This window comes from Denitrobaculum tricleocarpae (assembly GCF_007004665.1).
Taxonomy (GTDB): Bacteria; Pseudomonadota; Alphaproteobacteria; order Kiloniellales; family Kiloniellaceae; genus Denitrobaculum; species Denitrobaculum tricleocarpae.
In genome coordinates this window covers 326,088-350,071 of sequence record NZ_ML660053.1, presented here as the reverse complement: position 1 = coordinate 350,071, position 23,984 = coordinate 326,088, and the positions used below count along the sequence as shown (strand labels likewise).

Annotated in this window: 25 protein-coding genes; 13 read left to right on the top strand and 12 right to left on the bottom strand. The window is 58.2% G+C overall.

Features of this window, described 5'->3' with window-relative positions; all coding sequences use genetic code 11:
- The first annotated feature begins 206 nt into the window (after positions 1–206).
- Genes FKG95_RS06485 through FKG95_RS06475 form a run of 3 tightly spaced genes read left to right on the top strand, consistent with a single transcriptional unit; the run spans position 207 to position 4,800 of the window.
- Positions 207–2,678, top strand: a complete 2,472-nt coding sequence (locus FKG95_RS06485) for an efflux RND transporter permease subunit (RefSeq protein WP_142895514.1) — start codon at positions 207–209, stop codon at positions 2,676–2,678.
- A gap of 8 nt (positions 2,679–2,686) precedes the next feature.
- Positions 2,687–3,523, top strand: coding sequence for an outer membrane lipoprotein-sorting protein (locus FKG95_RS06480; protein WP_142895513.1), 837 nt, complete (start codon positions 2,687–2,689; stop codon positions 3,521–3,523).
- 47 nt (positions 3,524–3,570) lie between these two features.
- Positions 3,571–4,800, top strand: a complete 1,230-nt coding sequence (locus FKG95_RS06475; RefSeq protein WP_218940092.1) for a hypothetical protein — start codon at positions 3,571–3,573, stop codon at positions 4,798–4,800.
- Between the two features lie 30 nt (positions 4,801–4,830).
- Here the strand turns inward: FKG95_RS06475 and FKG95_RS06470 are convergent, their stop codons facing one another.
- Complete coding sequence (locus FKG95_RS06470) at positions 4,831–6,492, bottom strand: DUF427 domain-containing protein (protein WP_142895511.1); 1,662 nt, start codon at positions 6,490–6,492, stop codon at positions 4,831–4,833.
- Between the two features lie 218 nt (positions 6,493–6,710).
- On the opposite strand from FKG95_RS06470, the gene FKG95_RS06465 reads away from it, so the two are divergent.
- The gene (locus FKG95_RS06465; RefSeq protein ID WP_142895510.1) at positions 6,711–7,109 is read left to right on the top strand and encodes a response regulator; all 399 of its coding nucleotides are present in this window, start codon (positions 6,711–6,713) and stop codon (positions 7,107–7,109) included.
- Positions 7,110–7,225: 116 nt separating this feature from the next.
- Here FKG95_RS06465 and FKG95_RS29545 read toward each other — a convergent pair whose 3' ends face one another.
- A complete protein-coding gene (locus FKG95_RS29545; protein ID WP_179953953.1) occupies positions 7,226–7,363 on the bottom strand; it encodes a hypothetical protein in 138 nt (45 codons plus the stop codon).
- A gap of 315 nt (positions 7,364–7,678) precedes the next feature.
- Between FKG95_RS29545 and FKG95_RS06460 the strand changes: the two genes are divergently transcribed.
- A complete protein-coding gene (locus tag FKG95_RS06460) occupies positions 7,679–8,443 on the top strand; it encodes a DUF4197 domain-containing protein (RefSeq protein ID WP_142895509.1) in 765 nt (254 codons plus the stop codon).
- Positions 8,433–9,557 carry a DUF2332 domain-containing protein gene (locus tag FKG95_RS06455; protein ID WP_142895508.1) on the top strand — a complete coding sequence of 375 codons (1,125 nt, stop codon included), beginning with the start codon at positions 8,433–8,435 and terminating at the stop codon, positions 9,555–9,557. The genes FKG95_RS06460 and FKG95_RS06455 overlap by 11 nt, the downstream gene beginning before the upstream one ends.
- Positions 9,558–9,867: 310 nt before the next feature.
- Here the strand turns inward: FKG95_RS06455 and FKG95_RS06450 are convergent, their stop codons facing one another.
- Positions 9,868–10,449 carry a CHAP domain-containing protein gene (locus FKG95_RS06450; RefSeq protein ID WP_246116704.1) on the bottom strand — a complete coding sequence of 194 codons (582 nt, stop codon included), beginning with the start codon at positions 10,447–10,449 and terminating at the stop codon, positions 9,868–9,870.
- A gap of 472 nt (positions 10,450–10,921) precedes the next feature.
- Here FKG95_RS06450 and FKG95_RS06445 point away from each other — a divergent pair, with 472 nt between their 5' ends.
- Positions 10,922–11,155 (top strand): YMGG-like glycine zipper-containing protein, encoded by a 234-nt coding sequence (locus FKG95_RS06445; RefSeq protein ID WP_142895507.1) that lies wholly within the window; start codon positions 10,922–10,924, stop codon positions 11,153–11,155.
- A 24-nt stretch (positions 11,156–11,179) separates the two neighbouring features.
- On the opposite strand, the gene FKG95_RS06440 is transcribed toward FKG95_RS06445, so the two are convergent.
- Positions 11,180–11,719 carry a hypothetical protein gene (locus FKG95_RS06440; protein ID WP_142895506.1) on the bottom strand — a complete coding sequence of 180 codons (540 nt, stop codon included), beginning with the start codon at positions 11,717–11,719 and terminating at the stop codon, positions 11,180–11,182.
- A gap of 119 nt (positions 11,720–11,838) precedes the next feature.
- Here FKG95_RS06440 and FKG95_RS06435 point away from each other — a divergent pair, with 119 nt between their 5' ends.
- Both FKG95_RS06435 and FKG95_RS06430 read left to right on the top strand, forming a co-directional pair.
- A complete protein-coding gene (locus tag FKG95_RS06435) occupies positions 11,839–12,087 on the top strand; it encodes a DUF6460 domain-containing protein (RefSeq protein WP_179953952.1) in 249 nt (82 codons plus the stop codon).
- Positions 12,088–12,185: 98 nt separating this feature from the next.
- On the top strand, positions 12,186–12,500 hold the full coding sequence (locus FKG95_RS06430) for an NIPSNAP family protein (RefSeq protein ID WP_142895504.1): 315 nt from the start codon (positions 12,186–12,188) through the stop codon (positions 12,498–12,500).
- A gap of 17 nt (positions 12,501–12,517) precedes the next feature.
- Here the strand turns inward: FKG95_RS06430 and FKG95_RS06425 are convergent, their stop codons facing one another.
- The 6 genes from FKG95_RS06425 to FKG95_RS06400 all read right to left on the bottom strand — a co-directional run bounded on the left by FKG95_RS06425 (position 12,518) and on the right by FKG95_RS06400 (position 17,523).
- Positions 12,518–13,045: a gamma carbonic anhydrase family protein gene (locus tag FKG95_RS06425; RefSeq protein ID WP_142895503.1), complete on the bottom strand. Its 528-nt coding sequence runs from the start codon at positions 13,043–13,045 to the stop codon at positions 12,518–12,520.
- A 42-nt stretch (positions 13,046–13,087) separates the two neighbouring features.
- Positions 13,088–13,723, bottom strand: a complete 636-nt coding sequence (locus tag FKG95_RS06420; RefSeq protein WP_142895502.1) for a glutathione S-transferase family protein — start codon at positions 13,721–13,723, stop codon at positions 13,088–13,090.
- A gap of 162 nt (positions 13,724–13,885) precedes the next feature.
- Positions 13,886–14,896, bottom strand: a complete 1,011-nt coding sequence (locus FKG95_RS06415) for an Ldh family oxidoreductase (protein WP_142895501.1) — start codon at positions 14,894–14,896, stop codon at positions 13,886–13,888.
- Complete coding sequence (locus tag FKG95_RS06410; RefSeq protein WP_142895500.1) at positions 14,893–15,825, bottom strand: hydroxyacid dehydrogenase; 933 nt, start codon at positions 15,823–15,825, stop codon at positions 14,893–14,895. The genes FKG95_RS06415 and FKG95_RS06410 overlap by 4 nt, the downstream gene beginning before the upstream one ends.
- Before the next feature lie 238 nt (positions 15,826–16,063).
- Complete coding sequence (locus tag FKG95_RS06405) at positions 16,064–17,233, bottom strand: UxaA family hydrolase (RefSeq protein ID WP_142895499.1); 1,170 nt, start codon at positions 17,231–17,233, stop codon at positions 16,064–16,066.
- Between the two features lie 2 nt (positions 17,234–17,235).
- Positions 17,236–17,523 carry a UxaA family hydrolase gene (locus FKG95_RS06400; RefSeq protein WP_142895498.1) on the bottom strand — a complete coding sequence of 96 codons (288 nt, stop codon included), beginning with the start codon at positions 17,521–17,523 and terminating at the stop codon, positions 17,236–17,238.
- 254 nt (positions 17,524–17,777) lie between these two features.
- Between FKG95_RS06400 and FKG95_RS06395 the strand changes: the two genes are divergently transcribed.
- On the top strand, positions 17,778–18,503 hold the full coding sequence (locus FKG95_RS06395) for a GntR family transcriptional regulator (RefSeq protein ID WP_246116727.1): 726 nt from the start codon (positions 17,778–17,780) through the stop codon (positions 18,501–18,503).
- Positions 18,504–18,536: 33 nt separating this feature from the next.
- Here the strand turns inward: FKG95_RS06395 and FKG95_RS06390 are convergent, their stop codons facing one another.
- Positions 18,537–18,935, bottom strand: a complete 399-nt coding sequence (locus FKG95_RS06390; RefSeq protein ID WP_142895496.1) for a DUF427 domain-containing protein — start codon at positions 18,933–18,935, stop codon at positions 18,537–18,539.
- Between the two features lie 380 nt (positions 18,936–19,315).
- On the opposite strand from FKG95_RS06390, the gene FKG95_RS06385 reads away from it, so the two are divergent.
- Together FKG95_RS06385 and FKG95_RS06380 are read left to right on the top strand one after the other, a co-directional pair.
- A complete protein-coding gene (locus tag FKG95_RS06385; protein ID WP_142895495.1) occupies positions 19,316–20,146 on the top strand; it encodes an IclR family transcriptional regulator in 831 nt (276 codons plus the stop codon).
- 285 nt (positions 20,147–20,431) lie between these two features.
- Positions 20,432–21,361 carry a bifunctional enoyl-CoA hydratase/phosphate acetyltransferase gene (locus FKG95_RS06380; protein ID WP_142895494.1) on the top strand — a complete coding sequence of 310 codons (930 nt, stop codon included), beginning with the start codon at positions 20,432–20,434 and terminating at the stop codon, positions 21,359–21,361.
- 32 nt (positions 21,362–21,393) lie between these two features.
- Here FKG95_RS06380 and FKG95_RS06375 read toward each other — a convergent pair whose 3' ends face one another.
- Complete coding sequence (locus FKG95_RS06375; protein ID WP_281281435.1) at positions 21,394–22,638, bottom strand: EAL domain-containing protein; 1,245 nt, start codon at positions 22,636–22,638, stop codon at positions 21,394–21,396.
- 475 nt (positions 22,639–23,113) lie between these two features.
- Between FKG95_RS06375 and FKG95_RS06370 the strand changes: the two genes are divergently transcribed.
- A complete protein-coding gene (locus FKG95_RS06370) occupies positions 23,114–23,890 on the top strand; it encodes a peptidoglycan-binding protein (protein ID WP_218940091.1) in 777 nt (258 codons plus the stop codon).
- Positions 23,891–23,984 lie beyond the last annotated feature (94 nt).

The following is a 23,984-nucleotide window of genomic DNA, read 5'->3' as shown; positions in this document are numbered from 1 at the left end:
TAGTTTAATAGATTAAGATCGAACGTTTGATCGTTTACCGACGACAGTCGATACGTCATGTTTGGGATTGAGACAAGAGCGCGGCGGTTCTTGACTGAAGCAATCGAGGGCGTAAAGCGTCCGCGAACCAGAGTTAGTGAGCTTGAGTATCTGCCTCTTCCTCGAACGGAGAGCCCTCAGGTTCACATGAAGCGAGAGGGTAGCTTATGCCAGCGCAACCTGGAGACCAGGAACCGCAAACCGGATCAGCAGAAAAGTCTACAAACGCAACTTTCAACACCGCCGAAGATGCCCTCTCCCTGGCCAGAAGCCGCGCCAAAACCGGCTTTGATCGCAGCATCATCACCTATGCCGCCTGGGTCCTGCGCTGGCGCTGGGCAGCTCTCATTTTTTGCATTCTCGTCGCTGTCGCAGCCGCATCCGGCGCGCGTCACCTCGGCTTTACCAGCGATTACCGTGTCTTCTTCGGTGATGATAACCCACAGCTTCTGACCTACGAAGCCCTTCAAAGAACCTACAGCAAGGATGACAATGTCAGCTTCGTTCTCAAACCTGACAACGGGCAGGTCTTTTCACCTGATTTCCTGACCGCCTTGCGGGATTTGACGGATGAAGCCTGGCAGGTCCCTTACAGTACGCGCGTCGACAGCATCACCAATTACCAGCACAGCTTTGCAGACGGCGATGATCTGACGGTTCAGGATCTGGTCGGCGCGAATCTCGAGCTCAACCCGGCTGAGATCCAGAACATTCGCACGGTGGCGCTGGGAGAACCCCTTCTGGTGGACAAGGTCATATCCGGGGACGCGCAGACCACCAGCGTCAACGTCACGATCACCTTGCCGCAAAAGAGCGAAGACGAGACCGCCGAGGTGATGGCCTACGCCAATCAGATGGCCGAAAAATTCCGGGCGGCGCACCCCAACGTGAAGCTGGTTATGACCGGTGTCATACCACTCAACAACGCCTTCAACCAGTCCGCGAAGAGTGATCTGAGGACCCTGATTCCGGCCATGTACGGGGTCATTTTGCTGGTCATGGTGGTTCTGATCCGATCTGCCACCGGAACCTTTACCGCCTTGCTGGTGATCGGTCTCTCGGTCGTGACCGCCATGGGAGTCGGCGGCTATATGGGCATTAAGCTGACCCCGCCCTCTGCCATCGCGCCGAACGTCATTCTGACCATCGCCGTTGCGGACTCGGTCCACCTGCTGGTCACCATGCTGCGCGAGATGCGCAAGGGCGCGTCGAAAAATGCCGCGATTGTCGAGAGCCTGAGAGTTAACTTTGGTCCGGTGTTCCTGACCAGTCTCACCACGGTTATCGGGTTCCTGAGCCTGAATTTCAGTGACGCACCGCCGTTCCACGACCTGGGCAATATCTCTTCTATCGGCGTTGCCGCGGCCTGGCTCTATTCGATCCTGCTTCTTCCCGCGCTGATCTCGATCCTGCCGGTCAAAGTCAAGTCCGGACAGGGCGGGGCCGAGAAAGCAGCCGGCATGGATCAGTTGGCGAACTTCGTCATCGACAACCGCAAACCGGTTCTGATCGTGATGACGCTGATCGTCGTCGGCCTCGGCGCGATGATTCCGCGGATTGAGCTCAACGATCAGTTCGTGAAGTATTTCGACACCTCGCTGGAATTCCGCGCCGACACGGACTTCGCAACCGAGCATCTTTCCGGTGTCTATCAGGTTAACTGGTCCCTTCCCTCGGGTGACTCCGGTGGCATAAGTGATCCGGGATACCTGGCAAAAGCCGAGGCCTTTTCGCGTTGGCTCAAAACCCAGGGCGGCGTCGCCCATGTTCAGTCTCTGACGGATACCTTCAAACGCTTGAACATGAACATGCACGGCGACGACCCCGCCTTCTACAAGCTGCCTGAAGAAAGGGACCTCGCGGCGCAGTATCTCCTGCTGTTCGAACTCTCACTGCCCTACGGCCTGGATCTCAACAACCAGATCAATGTCGACAAGTCGGCCATGCGTGTGATCGTCACCACCGACGATATCAGCACAAACCAGCTGCGAACCCTGGAGTACGCGGCGGCAGCCTGGCTGGAGACCAACTTCCCGGAAGGCAAAACCGAAGCCAGCAGCCCCTTCGTCATGTTCGCCTATATATCCCAGCGCAACATCATCGGTATGCTGACCGGCACGGTCACGGCCTTCATTCTGATCTCCCTGTCGCTGATGTTCGCGCTGCGTAATTTCCGCCTCGGCGTCATCAGCCTGGTTCCCAACCTGGTGCCGATTGTCATGGCATTCGGCATCTGGTCGATCTTTGTCGGAGAAGTCGGCCTGGCGTCGTCAGTGGTCACCGCGACCAGCCTCGGCATTATCGTCGATGCCACCGTCCATTTCCTGTCCAAGTACCAGCGCGGCCGGCGGGACCGCAATGAGGACGCCGAAGGTGCGGTGCGTTACGCCTTCTCAACCGTCGGAACGGCGCTTTGGGTCACCTCTGCGATTCTCGTCGCCGGCTTCGGGGTCCTGGCTTTTTCGACTTTCAGAATCAACGAAGACATGGGCCTGCTCACCGCTATCGCGATTGCCGTGGCCCTGATCGCCGACTTCCTTCTCCTTCCCACGCTTTTGCTCACAGTCGACAAAGGACGCAAACAGCGCGGCGAGGCCAATATCGGCGCCCCTCAAATCGCAACCAAAGCTGCGGAGTAAGCATCGGCATGACATTTCATAAGAAGCATCACACTCGCACTCACAGCGGTCTGGCCGCAGTCATAGTGACCGGTCTCGCCATCACGGGCGCGCTGACCACAGCCCCTGCCCTTGCAGAAAGTCCTGAAGAAAAAGGGCTCGCCATCGCAGTCGAAGCGGACAAGCGCGACCTGGGCTGGGTGGATAGCGAAGCCGAGCTGAAGATGGTCCTGACCAACCGGAACGGGGAAACCAGCACGCGGGAACTCCGGATCAAAACGCTCGAGGTTCAGGATCCGGACGTGGGCGACAAGAGCCTCACGATCTTCGACCACCCAAGGGACATCGAGGGCACGGCTTTCCTATCCCACACCAAGATAGCCGAGCCGGACGATCAGTGGCTGTATCTGCCGGCCCTCAAACGCGTAAAGCGGATTTCCTCGGCGAACAAATCCGGTCCCTTCGTCGGCAGCGAGTTTGCCTATGAAGATCTGATCAGCCAAGAAGTGGCGAAGTACACCTACAAATGGTTGCGCGACGAAGCCTGCGGCGACCTCCAGTGCTTCGTGATCGAACGCTTCCCGGTTTATGAAAACTCCGGCTACACCAAACAGGTCGTTTGGATTGACCAGGAAGAATACCGTGCCATGAAGATCGACTTCTACGACCGGAAGGACAGCTTGCTGAAGACCCTCGTCAACGCGGACTATAAAGAGTATCTGGATCAGTATTGGCGCGCACACACTTTGCAGATGGACAATCACCAGACCGGCAAGTCAACGACCCTTACATTTGAAGACTATCAGTTTAAAGTAGGCAGCAACGAAGGGGACTTTACCTCGAACAGGCTTAAGCGGGCGCGTTAGTGAAATCCGGGTGGGACACAGTTCGTAACCTTGGGGGGTTGAGAACAATGAGGGCTTCAGCAAAGGCTGGAGCCCTTGCGCTTGCCATGCTTGGCGCGATGTTGAGCTCACGCGCCGCCGTACAGGCCGGTGAATGGGATTTCTCGGGCTCTATTGCGGGCGAACTGCGGGTCTTTCCAAATGCACCGGCATTCGATGAGCAGGATGATACCCGATTCTCCCCTTCAGTCGCGGTCGAACCCGAGGTGGTTTTCGAATGGAACGGCGGCGACGATCGAATCACCTTTGTTCCCTTCGGACGGCTGGATGCCCATGACGACAACCGCAGCCATGTCGATCTGCGGGAGTTGAACTGGCTGCATGTCGCCGATGACTGGGATTCGGTCGTTGGTGTCGACAAGGTCTTCTGGGGGGTCACGGAGTCGCGGCATCTGGTCGACATCATTAACCAGGACGATGCCGTCGAGGATGTGGACGGCGAGGACAAGCTCGGCCAGCCCATGATCAACCTCAACCTCTTTCGCGACTGGGGAACCGTCAGCGGGTTTGTTCTGCCGGGTTTCCGTGAGCGTCCCTTCCGGTCGAACGATGCCCGCCTGCGCGGCGCCTTGCCGGTTGACGACGACAATGCGTCCTACGAGTCCAGCGCCGAAGAATATCACGTCGATTTTGCGCTCCGCTGGGCCCATACATTTGACGATCTGGACGTCGGTATCGCCCACTTTCATGGGACCAGCCGGGAACCACGCCTCTTGCCGCGGGTGAATGACGACGGGCGCGTGGTTCTCGTGCCACGCTACGACCAGATCGATCAGACCAGCCTGGATGCGCAACTCACAAAGGATGCCTGGCTTTGGAAGCTCGAGGCCATCACCCGCAGTGGCCAGGGTGACCGCTTCTTTGCGACGGTCGCGGGTTTCGAATACACGATTTTCGGCATTCTCGACAGCAACGCCGATCTGGGATTGCTGGCGGAATATCTCTATGACGGACGGGACGAAGACGATGCGCCCGCGGTGATCACAGATGACGACCTTTTCCTTGGTGCACGGGCAACCCTCAACGACGAGCAGGACACAACTTTCCTGATCGGCGGTATCATCGATCGTGAAGACCAGTCGACGTCATTCTCTATCGAAGCTGAAAGGCGGCTCGGCGAATTCTGGAAGATGGAGCTCGAAGGACGCATCTTTGTAAATGTCGACGAGGACGACCTGATCCTCAACGGGATCCGGGACGACGATGTCATCACACTCCGGCTTACCCGTTTCTTTTAGAAGTAGCCAACAAGCGCTTGCGACCCAGGTCTAGGTCGAGGACTCTTCAGGTACCGGCGCGGGTTCAGTGTTCTCCAAAGTGAAGATCTCCCGGTCGTTTCTGACGCCCCGCAAGCTGTGACGTCCGAGTGAAACCGCGCCGCTGCAGAGATTCTGCGCAATCTCCGCCGAGAAGAGAATCTGCTGATCGAGATGCTTGCAGATGTTGCCGATACGCACGGCTTCATTGGCAGCGGGGCCGATCACCGTAAAATCGAGGCGTTGGTCAACCCCGACATTGCCATAGGTGACCTTGCCCTTGTGGATTGAGAGCGCGAAGCGCAGTGCCGCCTCGCCCCGCCCGGTCCGTTCGGCATTCAGCGCTTCCAGGCGGCGGCTGGAGTCCTTGGCCGCCTCGATGGCACGAAAACAGGCCGCGGAAATCGGGGTGCAATTCAGGCAACCGGGCACTGGATTCTCATCATCGATCGGGAAGATCGCCAGCACGGCGTCACCGATAAACTTCAGAACCTCACCGCCGCGTTCCAAGACCGCACTTGCGGTACATTCAAAAAAGCTGTTGAGCACATTGAGATATTCCGCCCGTGAGAGGTTTTCCGCCATCTGCGTCGAGTCGCGCAGATCGCAAAACCAGATCACCGCGTTGATGTCTTCCCCATCGCCTCGCTTCACACGTCCGTTCAGGACCCGGTCACCTGTGTAGGCACCGAGATAAGTATCCAGCAGCGACCTGGACATCTGATGCAGGGCGTGGACTTCAAACAAACGGCTCAGGAGGGGCAGAATCTCATAGATGTGCCCGAGATCCTTCGTCGAGAAACCGCCGGGCTCGTCGGTCGTCAGGGTCAGAGCGTTCGTCTGCCCATTGGAAAACGGCAGAGGCATGGCAACATAATCGGTGGCACCGTCCGCCTGGAGATCCCGCAGGATCGGGAAATCAAGCACCGGATTGTCCCCCTCCAGCCGCCGCCGGATACCGCCCACGCCGTCGAAGATCGGCACGAGCGGCGAATTGAGATAAGCAGACGAGGTTAAGGCTTCGTAGGGAACTTCCGTCTGGTTCGAGGTCTCGCTGCCCCGGTGCCAGCGATAGGCATTTCCGAGCAATTGCGGATGCAATGTCCGGACGATCAATGCCAGGCGCATCAGTGGAACCTGTTCTTCCACCAGCTTACGGCCAAGCCTCGCCACCAGTTCTGGCGTGGTCGCGGCCTCCCAGGCTTCACTCATCAGCCAGCCGGTAAAGGGATTTCCCCGCGTGTAGACAACGTTGTCAGGATCGATCGAGACTTCGGCATCCTCTTCATACCAGGCGTCCATCCGGTTCTGGTAGAATGCGATGTAGCCGCTGAGTTCCGCCATCTCGGGCAAGGGGTCTTCATAGCTCCAGACCACATTCTCGGCAGTCTTGTCACCGACACTCAGACTCCAGTAATTGGCATTGCCCTTGAAAGGACAATGCGTGTGGTGAGCCGTCCGCTGCATGAGGTCCATACGCACGTCTTCGCGCGGCAGGTAGTAAACCGGTGGATAGCGTGTTTCGCGCAGCAGGCGCGCGGAGGTGGTGTCGGCCACGACGATACCGTTGAACACGACCTTGACGCGCTTGCTGGAAGGCAGGATTTCGAGTTTGTAGTCGGGGTTGCCTTCAAGTTGCGCACGTTCGCCGGTTATTGCCATCACTTCACCCATGCCTGACCTTCATCTAACCATCATCATATTGCCACATACAAATGGGGTGAAATCACAAGAATTACCAACGAAACATCAAGAGTTTATGGAGATTCTCACGGACGGCATCCGAGCCCTTTCGTGCGGGCGCAACGCGAGAAGATCTTCCTCTATCAACCTCACGATCCCTTCGCGATCTTGTGACTTCCAGCCCCTGAAACCGGTGCTACATATTACCTATGGCCCCTGCCCCGCGTATCCTTCTGGTCGAAGACGACCCTGATTTCTCGAGCGCGGTCCGTAGCATTCTTGAGCGAGCCGGCTACGAAGTGTCAGGCATTGCGCGAACCTGTAGCGACGCTCTGGAACTGGCGGCTCAGCAAAGGCCGGACCTCGCCATATTGGATCTTAATCTTGAAGACTCCATTGACGGCGTAACTCTGGGATTTGAGCTCTCCGCCGGGGGTGTGCCAATCATCTATCTGACCGGCGACATCGCCGTCGCGATCGGGCGCGCCTACGAAATCGCTTCCGATTTTCTGGAAAAACCGCTCCGGCCGTCAGACCTGCTCGCGTCTATCGAGGCTATTCTCGCAAACAACCCGCCACTGCGGCGCGGCAAGGTCGTCACACACTAAAGACTGCTCGTCCCCGCCCGCAAGGCAGGTTGGAGAACGACGTTCGTTATTCTTGCAAACCAGCGCAGGGCTGGATTGGCTGGAATCTGTCGCCCGTTCCTGGCGATCAGAGGCGCCTACACGCTGGTCAAAAGCCCAAAGACGTAGGCGACGACCACGAAAACAACGACACCAACCACGACACCTTCCGCCCAGAACAGCAAACTGCGTTGCTCGTGTCGCGTGTCTCTGCTTTCCTTTACCGACCTATACATAACGCTCTCCCGACACAACTACGGTTTATAAATTTCGAGTGGTGCTTTTCGCGTTTGTTACAAAAGCAGTATAGCGCGACTCGTATTGATTTGCATGGAAACATTTATGACAGTCCCCGTGCTTTTTGCGGCACCGCTGCGGGCAGAAATGATTCTTTTGTTTTTCAACCGGTTAACCATATGCACCCGCGTTTTATTCGTGGTCTGCCGAGAGGCCGCATGATAGCATGGAAGTGAGAGCTTTTCTCGACGGTAGGCTCTGATTTCATAACGCTAGAGTTGTATGAGCACCTCACATGCTTTGGAGTTGAAAAGATGCGCACAGCTTTTATCGCCTCAGTTGCCCTTCTCGCGGCCCTCCCCCTGTCACAGAGCATGGCTCAATCGGACTGGTTGAAAAAAGGCACGGATCTGCTCAATTCATCCGGCGCGTCATCAGGATCCGGGAGCACCAGCGGGTCCGCGATAGGCAACCTCTCAGCGCAGGAGTTGAGCGACGGGCTTCGAGAAGCCCTGAAAGTCGGATCGGAGCGTGTTGTTGATCAGGTCGGTCAGGCCGACGGTTACAATGGGGACTCCAACATCCGCCTGCCGCTGCCGGACTCGCTCAAGAAAGTACAATCGGCTCTGGAATTGGCCGGCATGTCCTCGATGCTCGACGATCTGGAGCTGCGCCTGAACCGGGCGGCGGAAGCGGCCGCACCAAAGGCAAAGGCCCTGTTTCTGGACGCAATCAGCGAGATGTCCCTCGAAGACGCTGAGAAGATTTACAGCGGACCGGATGATGCGGCGACCCGCTACTTCCAGGGGAAGATGACCGGTCCGCTCGCCAAGGAAATGGAACCGGTGGTCAACCAGAGCCTGTCCGATGTCGGCGCAATTCAGTCTTATGACCAGGTCATGGGAGAGTACCGGAGCATTCCCTTCGTCCCGGATGCCAAAGCGGACCTGACCGACTACGTTGTCGATAAGGGCATGGACGGCATCTTCTACTATCTCGCACAGGAAGAAGCGGCGATCCGGAAAGACCCACTGAAGCGAAGCACTGCGTTGCTGCAGAAAGTCTTCGGTGCCCAGTAACGACGTTTTCACACATGTCGGCTCGCCCGGGCAGAAGGAAGAGGCCGTCCGCGCCCACTTCAGGGCGCAAGGCAAGGTCTGCGGTTCCATGGGCTCGCCCTTTACCGCCGGGCTCATCGGAACGGCAGCGGAAAAGCTGACGACAGATACAGCAGTCGGCACCCGAGTTTTGCAATGGCAAGGCACACCCAGCGACGACGCGCTCGCGCTGCGCTTTGCGGCAGGGCTGCACTGGCTTGCACTCTGTGGTCTGGATGAAGACCTCGCCGACCTTTACGGCGGCGATGCTGTCGTGGGACAGGCCCCCGCGTCCTGGGATCGGATCGAACAGGCCATGGAACATCACGGACCGGCCCTCATGCGCTTCATCCAGGGCCCGCCGCAGACAAATGAAGTCGGCCGCTCGGGCGTGCTCTTCGCCGGTTTCATGGCCATCGCGGGCCGGACGGGTCAGCCCTTATCACTCCGCGAGATCGGCTCCAGCGCAGGCTTGAATCTCAACTGGCATCGCTACGGCTATGCTCCCTCCGGCATCGACACCAAATGGGGCAACCTTGACGGTCCTGTCCTCTTACGGCCCGATTGGAAAGGGCCCGCGCCAGCTGTCGTCGAGGTCGAGATCGCCGACGCAATAGGCTGCGACTTGAACCCGGCGAACCTGGACGCCATCGGGTCTGAAGTGCCGACTTCGAACGAAGCCAATCGCCTTCTGGCCTACATCTGGCCCGACCAGAAAGAGCGGCTTCAAAGGATGCGAGGCGCCCTGAGCATCGCGGGCGAACATCCGCCGAAGGTCGAACGTGCGAGCGCAGCCAAGTGGCTGCGGCGGATTGTGCCCGAACAAACGACCGGAACAACGCAGGTCCTGTTTCATTCCATCGTCTGGCAATACCTGCCGGAGGAAGAACGCGCCGGGATCAAAGCGGTGATCGACCAGGCTGCCTCCGTCGCGACAAAAGAAAAGCCCTTCGCATGGCTGCGCATGGAGCCCTCGGTTTCGGGCAAGTGCGCCGAACTCAGGCTCTCCCTATCGCCGGATGCGCCAAAACGACATGCGGAACGGCATCTTGCAGATGTCTGCTATCATGGCAAATGGATCCGCTGGTTAGGTTGAGAACTCATATTCTTTGACGGCCTTGACGATAAAATTATGTTTTCTGGCAAGGAGTTAAGAGTGGAGCGATGCCATAGCATCGTGCTTAGCCAGAATTGGACCGATGACACGACGCTGTCCAGAACGTGGTTCCCAGAACTCATAATCTTATCGCCCGGATGGGTCGTATTTTGCCGGGTTTTTAGGTGCGTTGACGCCTCTTACCGGGCCTTCAGGCCCGCTCTCGAGACCTCTCCTGCCTAAAACCCGGCAAAACACGATCAAGACCATCAAAGAATATGAGTCCTCAACCTAGGCGTGGACTGATGCATCAGCGCTTTGCCTCGAGCGTATCGGGATAGATAAACCCGGACACCTTGTAAGCGCGCTTCCCGTATTTTTGTCCCGGCGTGTACCAGACCCGGACCGAAGACCAGTCATTGTTGGGCGAGACATCGACCACGGGCGTGTAGCGATGGATGCGGCCTCGGTTCAACCAGTTGGCCTGATGCACCAGGACCTCACGATCGTTCAGCACCTCGGCAACCACGGCCAGGTGACCATAGCGCAGGCGCTTGGTCTTGCTGAGCACCAGAACCGCACCGACCTCCGGCGTGTGACCGCGCGCGTATCGGCCCTTCGCGCTGCGCCACCAGGTCCAGGCGTCACCGCGGATTCCGATGGACGAGACCTCTCGAGCATAAGGAACGCATTGTAGCGAGCGCTTTCCGGTGTGGATCGCCGGCTTCATACGCGGCTTCGGAATAGCGAAAGATGCGTTCACGATCCTTGGCCGTAAGGCTTCCGGCTTGCGCGCAGGCACATCGCTCTCGGGCGAGAACACCGAAAAATACGGACGTTCAACAGCTTCCGGGTCCTGACCGGCCGTCGAAAGCCAATCGGCATCGTCCATCGGCGCCGCCGAAAACTCTCCTAAAGTGTTTTCCGTCGTTTGTTTCGGCGCGGGCTCACGCCCCGCGCAGGCGGCTAAGGTGAGTCCAAAAAAAGTGATGAGAGCAAACCGCACGGCGTTCATCGCGCACCACCGCACGAAACGCGTTTCGGCCAAGACCGAATAGCCATATTAGTCAAATTCCCCGAACCTCCCGCGTGATACCAAAGCAAGCGCATTCAGCCTGCACGCGGGTCTCAACTTCCCGACCTTAGGCCTCGCAATGCCGAATTCACGAGTATTGAACAGCAACGAAGCCCAAAGGCAAAGACTAGCACCGCAGAGAATCGCGATAAAGCGTGAATATCCATCATTTGTCACAGGAATTACATAGCGTAGATCCCGAATCTCGCCCCATTTCTGTTTGACATTAAAGAACGGCCGCCACTTGAGCGCCGAGATACTGATGCCGAACCAAAGATGGAGAAACCGAATGTACCGTATTCCTTTGCTTGCCGTAGCCCTCCTGCTCTCGGCGTGCGGCAGCACCGACAAAGACCGCGGCCTCAGCGGTGCCGCGATCGGTGCCGGCGCGGGCGCGGTCGTCGGTGCCGTCACGGGCCTGACCGTGGTTCAGGGTGTGGTACTCGGCGCGGGTGCGGGCGGCCTGACCGGCATTCTGACCGACGAAGATGACATCGACCTCGGCAAGCCGCTTTGGGAGTAAGTTGGCGGGACGCGGTATTCCCGGCTACTTATCCTGCTTCTGCTCGACGAAGAGATCCCGGGCGATCTGTCCGATAAGCTTGGAATACTTCTCATCGTCCCGGTTTTTCAACTTCTCGACCCATCCAGAAACGGTGGCGTATCGCGCGTCGTTGCCGCAGAAGCTGGCGGTGACATCGAGGCGGGCATCGTCGCCGCGCGGTGAGCCGCCCTGCGTTTTTCCACCGCATTGGGCCTGACCGCTCAGGCTTTTTCCGCCATTGAATGTCATCAGGACGTAGAGGCTCGGCTGGGGCGCTTGGGCCGGATCGGTCGTGACGGTGATCCGGCGGCGTTGAATGGCACCGGCGATAAGACCGGCGACCTCGTTCTCGAACGCCGCCCGGTCCATATCGAATGCCGCCCCCTGTATCTTCAGGAGCAAAGGCCCCTCCTTGGTGGCTTCGATCAGAAAGTCGAGCGTTCCCGCCGGATGGAGATAACTGCGGTTTGTCGCGGGTTCATCGCAAGCCGACAAAAGAAAAATCAGTGAAAGCGCGGTGCCGCGAAGACAAGTCTTAATCATTACAATCCCTCGAGCAGAATCAGCGCCCTGCTTATACTGCAGTCTTGCTCAAGCGAACACAGTTGTTCAACATGCTGGATAGCATTTGACGCCGGATAGTGACCAAAGACGTACCCAACATGCCGAACAACATTGTTTCCACCCTGATAAAACTAGTCGTCGCATCCCTGATCGTCGGTTTCGTGATGTCGTACCTGAATCTCACGCCGCGGCAGGCGTTCGAATCCATGGGGTCTGCGGCAGTCGAGGTCTTTGAGATGGGCTCCTCGGTGTTCGAATGGGGTTTCACCTACATCCTGCTGGGCGCCGCTGTCGTCATTCCGATCTGGCTGATCGCCATGGGCTGGAAGATGTTGCGGAACAAGTAGCCTTTGCTCCCTGGCGCTCTCTGCGGCATTCTTTGCGCAGGTGTCAGCGGGCCAGATCAGCGCTCCAATCAACCAACACTGCTTGAGGAAATTCCCTTATGATCTTCGATCATCGCACCTATTGTGTTCGCCCCGGCACCCTGCCGAAGCAAATGGCGCTGTACAAAGAGCACGGCTACGCCGCCCAATGCCGCAACCTCGGCAAGCCTGTTCTTTACGCGACAACGGACGTCGGCGACGTGAACAGCTACGTGCACGTCTGGGCTTACAGAGACGCCGCAGACCGCGCGGAAAAACGTGCCGCCATGCAAGCGGATCCTGATTGGCAGAGCTATCTGAAGAAAAGCGCAGAAGCCGGATATCTGGTCAGCCAGGAGAACAAAATTCTCGTCGCCGCCGAGTTTCCTGACTGAGTCTGCGGAGGGGCTATTCAGTCAATTCGTCGGAGCTGATTGCGGTACTCGGGAATTTTCGTGACATAGGATTCCGCCGACATCCGCAACCGCTTTATGTGATCTTCCGACAATTCCCGAGCCACTTTGGCGGGTGCGCCGAAGACCAGGGAATTGTCCGGGATCTCCTTCCCCTCGCCAATGAAGCTGTTCGCACCGACCAGGCAATTTCGCCCGATCTTCGCGCCATTCAGGATGATGGCGCCGATCCCTACCAGCGTCCCGTCGCCGATACTGCAGCCGTGGAGCGTCACACTGTGGCCGATCGTGACACCGTTGCCGATGTGACAGGGGAAGCCAGGATCGACGTGAACCACCGAGTTTTCCTGAATGTTGCTGCCTTCCCCCAAGGTGATGCTGTCGTTATCGCCCCGCATGACCACGCCCCACCAAACGGAGCTCTCGCGCGCCATAGTCACATCGCCAATGACGACCGCCGTAGGCGCGACATAGCTCGTCTCTTCGTCAGCGAATTGGGGCGCCTTATCACCGATCGCGTAGAGCATCCATCTTCTCCGGTTACCAGTCTCGCGCCTGCGTCGGCCTGCTCAAGGCATTGGCACTTCGCCCATCTGCTTGGGCACATGATAGCCGCGCTGGAAAGCCGGCCGCACCGCCAACTCCGTGTACCAGCGCGCCAGATTCGGGAAGTCTTTAAGGTCAATCTGCTGCCATTCGAAGCGCGAGATCCACGGCCAGGTGGCAATATCCGCGATAGAGAGTTCATCGCCTGCAAGATAGGGTGATTCGCCCAGTTGCTTATCCAGAACGCCGTACAGGCGCTTGGCTTCGTTGCTGTAGCGTTCCTCGGCGTAGGGTGCCTTGCCGGGATTGAACTTCACGAAGTGATGGACCTGTCCCAGCATCGGCCCGACACCGCCCATCTGCAGCATCAGCCATTCCATCATGCGCCAATATCCGGCTTCATCACCGGGAACCAGTTTTCCGCCAGCCTTTTTGGAGAGATAGAGCATGATTGCTCCGGACTCCATCAGAGAAGTCCCCGTCTCCGTGTCGACAATCGCCGGAATTTTGTTGTTTGGGCTGATTTTCAGAAAGTCGGGTGCGAATTGATCGTCGTTCGTGATGTTGATTGGAATCGCCTGGTACGGCATTTCCAGCTCTTCAAGCATAATTGAGACCTTGCGGCCATTGGGTGTCGTCCAGGTGTAGAGATCAATCACGGAGCGTTGTCCTTTCGCGGATGAGACCGGGGTGTAACGAGAGATCAAAGGAAATGATCGCCGATCACGATCACAGTTTAGACCCACAGCAGTGGTTTGCAGCAAGTCATTTTAAGCCTCGCTATCAGACTTGCACCATCGGACTTCAAGCCACGGACGTAACTACTTTCGCGCAAGCTGCTCCAATTCCTCGATAAAACCGTGGTCGACGGCGATCCCCTCCTTCCTGGCCTTCTCCCGCATGCTCAGACGCCGCATGCCGGGCAAACGCGTGCCCGGTTGTGCCACGATGGCATTCAGCAGCACCTCGAGACGTTCGGCAAAGGCGCCGCCGGAGAGACGGTTCGGGTCGATGGCGATGAGGCTCTGCCCCACCCCTGGCGGTGGTCCGTCCGCCGTAAAGAAAGACGAGGCCTCGAACCCGAAATTCGCACCGGTCACGGCGGCGGCCAGCACTTCAACCATCAGGACCAGCGCCGCCCCCTTGGCATCACCAATCGGGATCATGGTCCCTTCCAGGGCGGCCTTGGCGTCGGTCGTGGGCTGACCGTCCTTGTCCAGCGCCCAGTCTTCGGGAATGGGCGTGCCGTTCTTGGCGGCAACCATGACCTTACCGCGCGCAACCTTGCTCAAGCTCAGGTCGATCAGCAGAGGTTCGGCCGCACGCCGTGGTGCGGCAAAGGCGATGGGGTTGGTTCCGAATACGCCATCCCGGCCGCCCCAGGGCGCAATGGCCTTTGGGCTGTTGCCCAGGATCAGACCGATCAGCCCCCGTCGGGCGAGGCGTTCGGCATGATACCCAGACTGCCCGAAATGGTGCGAGTGAAAGACGCCCGCCATGGCAATCCCGCATTCCGGCGCCATCCCTGCCAGCTTTTCAATCGCGAGATCCATCGCGGGAAATGCAAAACCCGCCTTCGCATCGATACGAATTGCCGCCGTGCCGGCAGGTTCGGCCAGCGGAACCGCATGGCCCTGAACCTTCCCGGATGCCGCCTGGGCCGAATAGGCTGCCAAGCGGGAGAGACCGTGCCCCTTTTGCCCGTCGACCTCGGCCGCGACCAGGGCGGCGGCGACACTGGCGGCATTCCCCGCAGAGGTGTCGTGGGCCATCAGAACCCGGCAAGCGAGATCCCGGAGATCCCCCGCCGAAAAGAAACCTGTCTCAGTCATCGCCGTTTCTCCAAGACTTTCCGCACGTTATCTGCGGTAACGGCGCTGACCCGCACATTGCCCTCCTCGGTTACGCCGGCAATGTGAGGGGTAAGAAAGAGGTTGGGCACGCCTGCAAATTGACTGCCGGCTTGCGCTGTCAAAGGCTCAACCGCAAAGACGTCGAGCGCCGCTCCACCCAGCGCCCCCATCCTCAAAGCCTCTGCCAGAGCAGGCTCATCGATCACGCCGCCCCGGGCCGTGTTAATCACGACCGCCCCTTTCTTCAATCCGGCAATCGCCTCCGCATCGAGTAGATTTCGCGTCTCATCGTTCAGCGGAACATGCAGGCTGATGACGTCACTGGACGCCAGGAGGTCGTTGAGCTCGCATTTTTGACAATCCCACCAGACCGGATGATCGGGCGGCAGGAAAGGATCGAATGCTGCGGTCCGCATGCCCATGGCACGGGCACGGACTGCGACGTTGCGCGCAATCCCGCCATAACCGATCAGCCCCATCTGCTTGCCCGCGGCCTCCCGCCCGATGGAGGCCTGACGAGGCCACTCGCCTGCAATCACCGCATCGCGCGTCTGAAAAGCGCCGCGCAGCAGAACCATGGTCATCGCAATCACATACTCCGCAACAGAGTCGTCGTTCGCACCACTGGCCGGGCAAACCTCGATGTTGCGGGCTCCACAGGCCTCCAGATCGATGTTATCGAGCCCCACACCCAAACGCCCGACCACCTCCAGGCTGTTTGCCGCCTCAAGCAGACCACCGCGCACCTGTGTCCGGTTCCGGACGATCAGCGCGCGCGCAGCGGCAACAAGCCTGATCAACTCCTCCGGCCGGTCGGCCAAATCAGGATCGTAGTGAACGTCGAAGTCCCTGTTCAGGTCGTCGACGGCAGCCTGGTCCATGAATTCGGAAACAACGATATCGGGCATGATTGCATGACCTGTCGTGACTGGGTTTGATTGCAGCCGAACCTTGGTCCGGATTTCTATGGAACTGGACGCACTCGCGATTGGTTGGGCTTGGACAAAAGCAAGCAGATCGAAAACCGACAACGGGATAGCCGACCGGCCCGCCCTGAGAGTTCCTTCTCAATCGCATGCGCCTTAGCTGCATGCTTATCCGGGCGGCACGGCTCTCACTGCCGCCCGGATTTCGTCGCTCCTTTACCTAGGCACTCCGATAGAGCTTGGTCATGACGAACTCGCGGTGGCCGAGCGCTTCCGCTGCCGTCAAACGGCCGTTGCAGGTTCGGATGGTCATATCGAGCAAGGCGTCACCGGCCTCATCCAGGTTCATCTCCCGGCGCAGAATGCCGGACACGTCCACATCGACATGCTCGCCCATAGTCCGCACGGTCCGCGGGTTTGCGGTCAGCTTGATGACAGGTTCGATCGGGTTTCCGATGATGTTGCCCTGTCCCGTAGGGAAGAGATGGACCACGAAGCCGGCGGCCGCCTGCAGGGTGACGCATTCGGCAGCGGCGGACGAGGTATCCATGAAATAGAGACCCGGTCCACTGGATGGCTGCTCGGCCGGCTGCAAGACATCGACGAAGTTCGTCTTCTTGCCGATCTTCTCGAAGTTGCCGAACGCCTTCTCCTCGATGGTGGTCAAACCGCCCTCGATGTTGCCCTTGGTCGGCTGGCTGTCGGAAAGGTCGCTGGTCTTGTGAGGCTCGATCACATCGTCCATGTAAGCCTGCCAGGTGGCCAGGAACTTCTTGCCGATTTCGGGCGTCACGCCACGCTTGGCACACTCCAACTCCGCGCCGGTCAACTCGGAGGTCTCACCGAAACAGGTGGTCGCGCCCTGGACGTCGACCTTATCGATGAAGTTGCCGACCGTCGGGTTCGAGGCCAGGCCGGAGGTTGTGTCGGACTCTCCGCACTTGGTGGAAACCCAGAGCTCGCCCAGGCCGCATTCCTCACGGGTCTTTTCACTGGCCCACTGAACGAATTCCTTCGCTTTGCGCGAAGCGGCGGCAATGGTGTTGATGTCGCCGTTCTGTTCAATCGCAAAACCCTCCACCGGCTTTCCGGTGGCTGCGATGCCGTCGACAATCCGCTTGGTCCAGACCGGCTCGATACCGATCACGACCACGGCGGCGACGTTGGGGTTGCTGCCGGTGCCGATCAGGGTGCGGAAATGCAGCTCCAGATCCTCGCCGAACTGCAGACGGCCGTAATGATGCGGCAGGGCCATGCAGCCCTGGATATTGTTCGCCACGGCCTCGCAGGCCGCATTGGAGAGATCGTCAAGCGGCAGGATGATGACGTGGTTCCGGACACCGACACGGTTGTTCTCGCGGCGATATCCCCAAAAACTTGAATGCGCCATGCCTACCACCTCTTGGTTTTGACGTTGTGAACGTGGACATGATGTCCCTTGCCGATATCGGCCACCGCCTTGCCGATGTCATGGCTGTACTTGATGATGGTATCGCCGTTCGTGATATCGCCCAGGGCAACCTTGTGCCCCAGCGGAATCGGGTCGAGCGCTTTGATCGAGAGCGTCTCGTCGGTCTCCATCAGCCAACCGGTCAATTCCTGACCGGCTTCGATGCCTTCGACCACGATAACACCAACGGTGTCTTTCGTCTCATGGACGAGAAAGTCGGGTGCTGCCACTTATATCCTCCCATACAGAAATCCGCCCACCGAACATGACTTCACCTGGGGCGGCGTGAAATTTATTCGACGTTATGCCCGCCCGGCTTCTTGGGTCAAGATATTCTTTTAACTCTTATATAAGAGTTGCATGATTTTTCTGAATCGGGATTATAGTGCGGTCAAGACAAAGAGCTGCAAACGCGGTATGTCGGGCACCGGGTTGAATACAGGCGATAACACCTCCGGCAAAGGTGGCAAATACCTTGAATGAAATGAAAACCATTCGCGGCAGTGCGCCGCTTTATAGTCAAGTCAAAGAGCTGATCATCCAGCAGATCTATCAGGGCGCCTGGAGTCCGGGAGATCTATTGCCCAGCGAAACCCGCCTTGGGCAGGACTATGGCGTCAGTCAGGGCACCGTTCGAAAGGCGCTCGACGCCTTGGCGGCAGAAAACCTGGTCATCCGGCACCAGGGCAAAGGCACCTTCGTGGCCGCGCACACACCGGATCGGGCGTTGTTCCACTTTTTTCATATCATCAGCAAAAGCGGTGTCCGCCAGATGCCGTCCAGTCAGGAGAAGGGCATCACGCGCCGTCGGGCGTTACGTGAAGAAAGTCAGAAACTGGGCCTGCAGTCCGCAGCCCGCGTGATTCAGATCGACCGGGTACGTAGTCTTGAAGGAGAACCGGTCATCGCGGAGAGCATCGTGGTTCCGGCCAAGGTCTTCCCCGACCTGGACAAACTGCCCCTGGAAGACCTGCCGAACAATCTCTATCAGCTCTACGAGGAACGCTACTGCGTTACGATCAGCCGAGCGGTCGAACACCTGCGAGCGATCGGGGCATCACCTCAGGACGCTGCGTGGCTCGGCGTCAAAAAGGGCTCACCCCTGCAGTTGATCGAGCGGGTGGCCCACAATCTCAAAGGTGTGCCGGTCGAATTGCGTGTCAGCCGGTGCAATACGGAGAACCACTATTACGAAAGCATTATCGTCTAGGCCTGATCGACAAGCGGTTCGCGTGGGGATCCGTCAGTGTTCAGAGACGACGACTACCTCCACAAAGCGCTTGTCGAACGCGATGCAGTCGGCCAGTTCTGTGACCTCTTCATAGCTTCTCGGATAGGCCCAGGCTGCATTCTCAGCCGTTTTGTCGCCAACCTCTATTGACCAGTAGGACGCATAGCCTTTGAAGGGACAGTGTGTTTCCCGGGACGTCTCGCTGAGGAGTTCGGTCCGGACGTCGCCACGCGGAATGTAGGCGACCGGGTCGTAGCCTGCTTCGTGCAGCATTATCGCATTCCGGGTGTCGGCAATTGTCACACCCTGAAAGTTGACCTGAATGCGCCTGTCATCCCGTTCGAGATGAACGGTATGTTCGGGATACTTTTCGTATCCGGGCCCCGGCCCCATTACCATCACGCCATGCATAAGCACCTCCAGTTGTTCGAATCGCACCCTATTCACGTAGTCGCGACGGAGGAACAAACAAGAGCGGGTTGTTACATTGATCTATAGAGTTATCCCCGCGCGGGCAGGCAAGCTGTGCGGAAAAAATTCAAAAAATCAAACGGTTCAGCTCTTTTTAATGCAACGCTAACGTAAGAGGAGTAGCAAATATCCTCACACAGGCCCACGGCACCACATCGCCCCTTGCGAGAAACCGCGGCGTGTTTGTCCAGCCGCGCCCGAGCATTATGCTTGTTTAGCTGGGGCGCGGCGTATACCAACTATTCCCGGTCGACAGGCTCCAGTTCCGTCGAATGAGGTTCGACGTCAAAAACCCCCAGCTCCCGAGTGGACAGGCAAGAATGGCGCAACAAGGCAAGGCAAAGAACAACGGCAAAGCGGATCGCACACCGCCCGGGCTGCGGCGTCTTTACATCCTTGAAGTCCTGACACAGGCCGGGTTTCCCATGACGCCCACCGACATCAACGAAAGCCTGGGGTTGCCAAAACCGACTTTGCACCGGCTCTGCAACGAGCTGTATCTGGACGGCTATCTGACCAAGGACATCGATGGCCGGCGCTACCTGCCGGGCAATCGCCTGCGCAGTATCGCTGCGGGCGTCTTGAGTTTTGCGCCGCTGGCCCAACTCCGTCACACGATCTTAAAGCAGGTCTCCGAGCAGGTCGGCGAAACCTGCAACATCACCCTGCCTGACAGCAACGGCATGATCTATCTGGACCGGGTTGAGACCCATTGGCCGATCCGGATCGAACTCCCCGTCGGCGGGCATGTGCCTTTTTACTGCACGGCGAGCGGCAAGCTTTACCTCAGCACCTTGCGGCGCTCACAGCAGCGCCGACTGGTCGAAGGCTTAAAGCTGGAGCGACACGCGCCCAACACCATCACCGACAAAGACGAATTACTGGCGGCCCTGGAAGTCACGCGAAAGAATCAGCTGGGGGTCGACAATGAAGAATTTGTCGAAGGCATGGTCGCCATCGCGGTGCCGGTGCAAAATGAAAACGGTGATTTCGTTGCGACGCTTGCGATTCACGCCCCTGCGCAACGCATGAGCCTGGACGCTGCGATGACGCATATCGACCTTCTGCGGAACGCAGCGAAGGAACTTTACCGCGTTGCGCTCGACCCCGCATCCTCACCAGCGCCCTCAGCCGACAACGCGTCGAGTTAACCTCTGCAGCGATAAAGCGAGTGCGGCCATCAAAATCGTGCGAGGCTCTCACCGCCAAAGATGACGTCTGGCTCCAGGTTTTGCTTGACTTGATTCGCATCTTTAATCTTATTGAGACTCAAAGTCTCATTTTTAGAGAATTGGAGTAGCGCGGCACACGAGAAGCCGTGCCAGCGCGGGAGCCCAGCCAATACCGCGTGACAGCTCCAGACGACACGGGCACGCCGAATCACAGCGACAAGATTGTCGGCCCGGCGTGATGGAATAAATCTCGGGAGTCATCGAATGCTCGGAAAAAACCAGGTTGAATGCCCGCAGAGTCTTCTGCGCGCGGCAAGATCTTCAGCGCCGCTGCGCACTGCCATCGTTAATGCGGGTGCCGCTGTGGTCATGGAAAGCGCCTACGACGCGGCCAGCGCGGGGGTCATCGAACCGGTCTTTTTTGGCGACAGCGATGCCATTCAGAAATATGCCTCCGAGCTCAACTGGGATATCTCCGGATACGAGGTGATAGAGTCCGGAGACGAGCAATCGGCCGCGATTGCCGCTGCAAGCGCCGCCAGCGGCGGCGACGTTGCTGCCGTCATGAAGGGGCACATCCACACCGATGTCTTCATGCGCGCCTTGCTCAGCCGAAATGCGAACCTGCGCACGGAGCGGCGTCTGACCCACGTCTTTCACATGACCGTACCCGGCCGGGAAGGACAGCTTCTGCTGACCGACTGCGCTGTCAATATTCACCCTGACGTCGAAACCAAGAAAGCCGTCATTCAGAATGCCGTCGATTTGGCGCACGCATTGGGCATCGAGAAACCAAAAGTCGCCCTTCTCTCTGCAACCGAGGAGCAAATGGAGCAAATGCCCTCCAGCATCGAGGCAAAGCTTCTCACCGACTGGGCGCGGGACAGCGTAAAGAGCGCCGACGTCTTCGGCCCGCTGGCCATGGATCTGGCCTTATCTGCGGATGCGGCGCGCACCAAGGGTGTCGATCATCCGGTCGCCGGACATGCCGACATCATCGTCGTACCGGATATCGTGACCGGTAATGCGCTCTTTAAGATGATGGTGCATTACATGAATGCCTGTGCCGCCGGCATCGGGTTGGGGGCAAAGGTCCCGATCCTGCTCACAAGCCGCGCTGACCCTCCGGCCGCCCGGCTGGCCTCCGCCGCTCTTGCGGCAATCGTGAAGAACCACGGTGACCAAAGCGCTTAAAAGCAAAGATCACTGATGTGAGCCGGTTCGTGTCAGGCCTTTTGCGCCGCCGGCGTCACGGACCTGATGAATGCAAGAGCGTCTTCGGCCAGCATCGACTGCGCGAAGTAGTAACCCTGTCCGAAAGAACAGTTCATTTCGGTCAGCATCCTCGCCTGCTCCGGCTTCTCGATGCCTTCGGCAATGACATCTTTTCCCAGTGCTCCGGCCATTGCACAGATTGACGCCAGAATGGTTTTGCTCTGCTCCGAGCGCGTCATGGCTTTGACGAAGCTGCGGTCGATCTTGAGAATATCGATCGGCAAGCGGGCAAGATAGCTCAAAGAGGAGTAGCCGGTCCCAAAGTCATCCAAAAGGACCCCGATGCCACGGCTGCGCAACTCGGAAAGGATCGCGATTGCCTGCTGGGCATCCCGGATCAGGATCTGTTCGTTTACCTCGACCTTCAGCATCGCCGGATCAACACTGTGCTCTGCGAGGGCGGCGTCGATGTCGCTGATCACGCTGCCGTCGGACAGACGCACCGTCGAGAGATTGAAAGACACATGGATCGGTTCGCAGTCGCGGTGGGACGGGCAAACCTCCTCGCGAACCCGGTTCGCTTCGGAGATAAAGGAGAGGCTTCGAGCGATGATCTCGCGGTCGAGCTGGACGACCGCTTCGAGGTTTTCCGCGACCGGAATAAAGCGCTGGGGGGATACATTCCCCAGATCGGGATGACGCCAGCGCACCAGGGCCTCGAACCCGGCTATATCATCGGTCTCAAGGCTCATAATGGGCTGGAATTCGACAAAAAACTGATCATTTTCCAGGCCGGCGATAAGTTGGCGCTCGAAGCGGAGGATCTGTCTGACATCTTCTGTGCCCGCGCGCGCTGCAAGCAAAGTCCCATCGCCAGGTTCACTCACCGTATTCGGCAGGCTCGGTGCGCCCAAGAGGCTCTGCATAGAGCGCAGACGATTGGTAAGGGTGTCGATAAGCAGGGCAATTGTAGGATCGGCGTTTCGAATTTTCGCGTCAATCTGCAGGCGGTCGATCGAGAGCAGCGTTGTCTCCTCAACGGCCACAACCGTTGCGGATCGCGGCGCGTTGTCGAACAGCGCCATCTCGCCGACGATCTCGCCGTGGCCGAGCCTGGCCAGGGTCACTGAACCTTCGGAGGTCTGCTTAACCACCTCGACGACACCGTTTTCCACCACATAGGCACGCTCGCCCTGCTCGCCTTCACCAAAGAGCAGATCTCCAGGCCGAAGCGTTACCTTATACGGCTGCGGTATATCGTGCGGTACGTCGTTGATTTTAATCGCTCCGTTCAGGCGCAGTCTTGAAATAAAGATGGAACGAAACGTAGCTGTATCGCCTACCCGCCGCCGATTAAGCTATTGCGCCTTAATGCAAGGTAGACTTTCGCCTTATTAGCCTCGTCACAAATAATATTGTACGACCACTTATGACATACAAGCACCAAGCCTGTCACACGGGCGTGAAATCTGAGTGACAATTAAAGGCGATACAGGAAGCATATGTAATCCAACAGTATTACGATCGCGTTATGGCTCAGAGTTTTCCCCGGAAACGCAGCTTTAAGTCTCTGGTGAAAGCCGCCGCCAGCGGGGAAACGCCTGCCCCATAGCATTGAACATAGAAAGCCTGGGAATACAAAACCAGTACCTGATGAAAATCTTGTGATACTATTCGCCTGCGTACAATCAAAAAGAATGGCGGGGAACGATGGCAACGCTGAAACGCGGCATGCGAAATAATGAGGTCAGAGAGCTTCAGGAAAAGCTGAAGCAAGCGGGCTTTAATCCGGGCGCGATAGACGGTCATTTCGGCGGAGCGACGGAGAGGGCTTTACGAGCCTTTCAAACCAGTGAGGGTTTGCTCGTCGACGGCATCGCAGGACCGCAGACGCTGGCCAGCCTCTCCGCGGATATAGAACCCGATCCACCACTGGCCATTGCAAGCGTGACGGTCGAGCGGGTTTCGAAAATGTTCCCCTCAACCCCGCGCGTGAATATCGAAACTAATCTGCCGCCCGTCCTGAGCTCGCTGGTTGCGAGCGAGCTTGCAGACAAAAATATGGTGCTGATGGCGCTGGCGACCATCCGCGCGGAGACCGCCGGGTTCCTGCCGATCTCGGAAGGTAAATCACGCTTCAACACCTCGCCCGGAGGCCATCCCTTCGATCTCTACGACAATCGCCGTGATCTGGGCAACCAGGGCAAGCCCGACGGAGATCTCTTCAAGGGCAGAGGCTACATTCAACTCACCGGGCGCGATAATTATGCGCGGATCGGTGAAAAAATCGGATTGGGAAACGAACTGGTGGAAAACCCGGATCGGGCCAACGAGCCTGAGGTCGCCGCGGATGTTCTCGCAGCCTTCCTGAAGGTCAAAGAACGGCGAATAAAGGAAGCCATTGTGCGCGGTGACTTACGCGCTGCCAGACGGCTGGTCAACGGCGGCAGCCACGGGTTGGAACGCTTTCGCCGCGCCTTCAGAACCGGTGAAACCGTGATCATCTGAGTCAGCACGGCTCAGGCGTTAGCACTTTGATCGTCATTCCGCCGCCTGTTGTTCTACCTGCGGCGGCCGCTGTGCTAACCTAAACAGAAACACG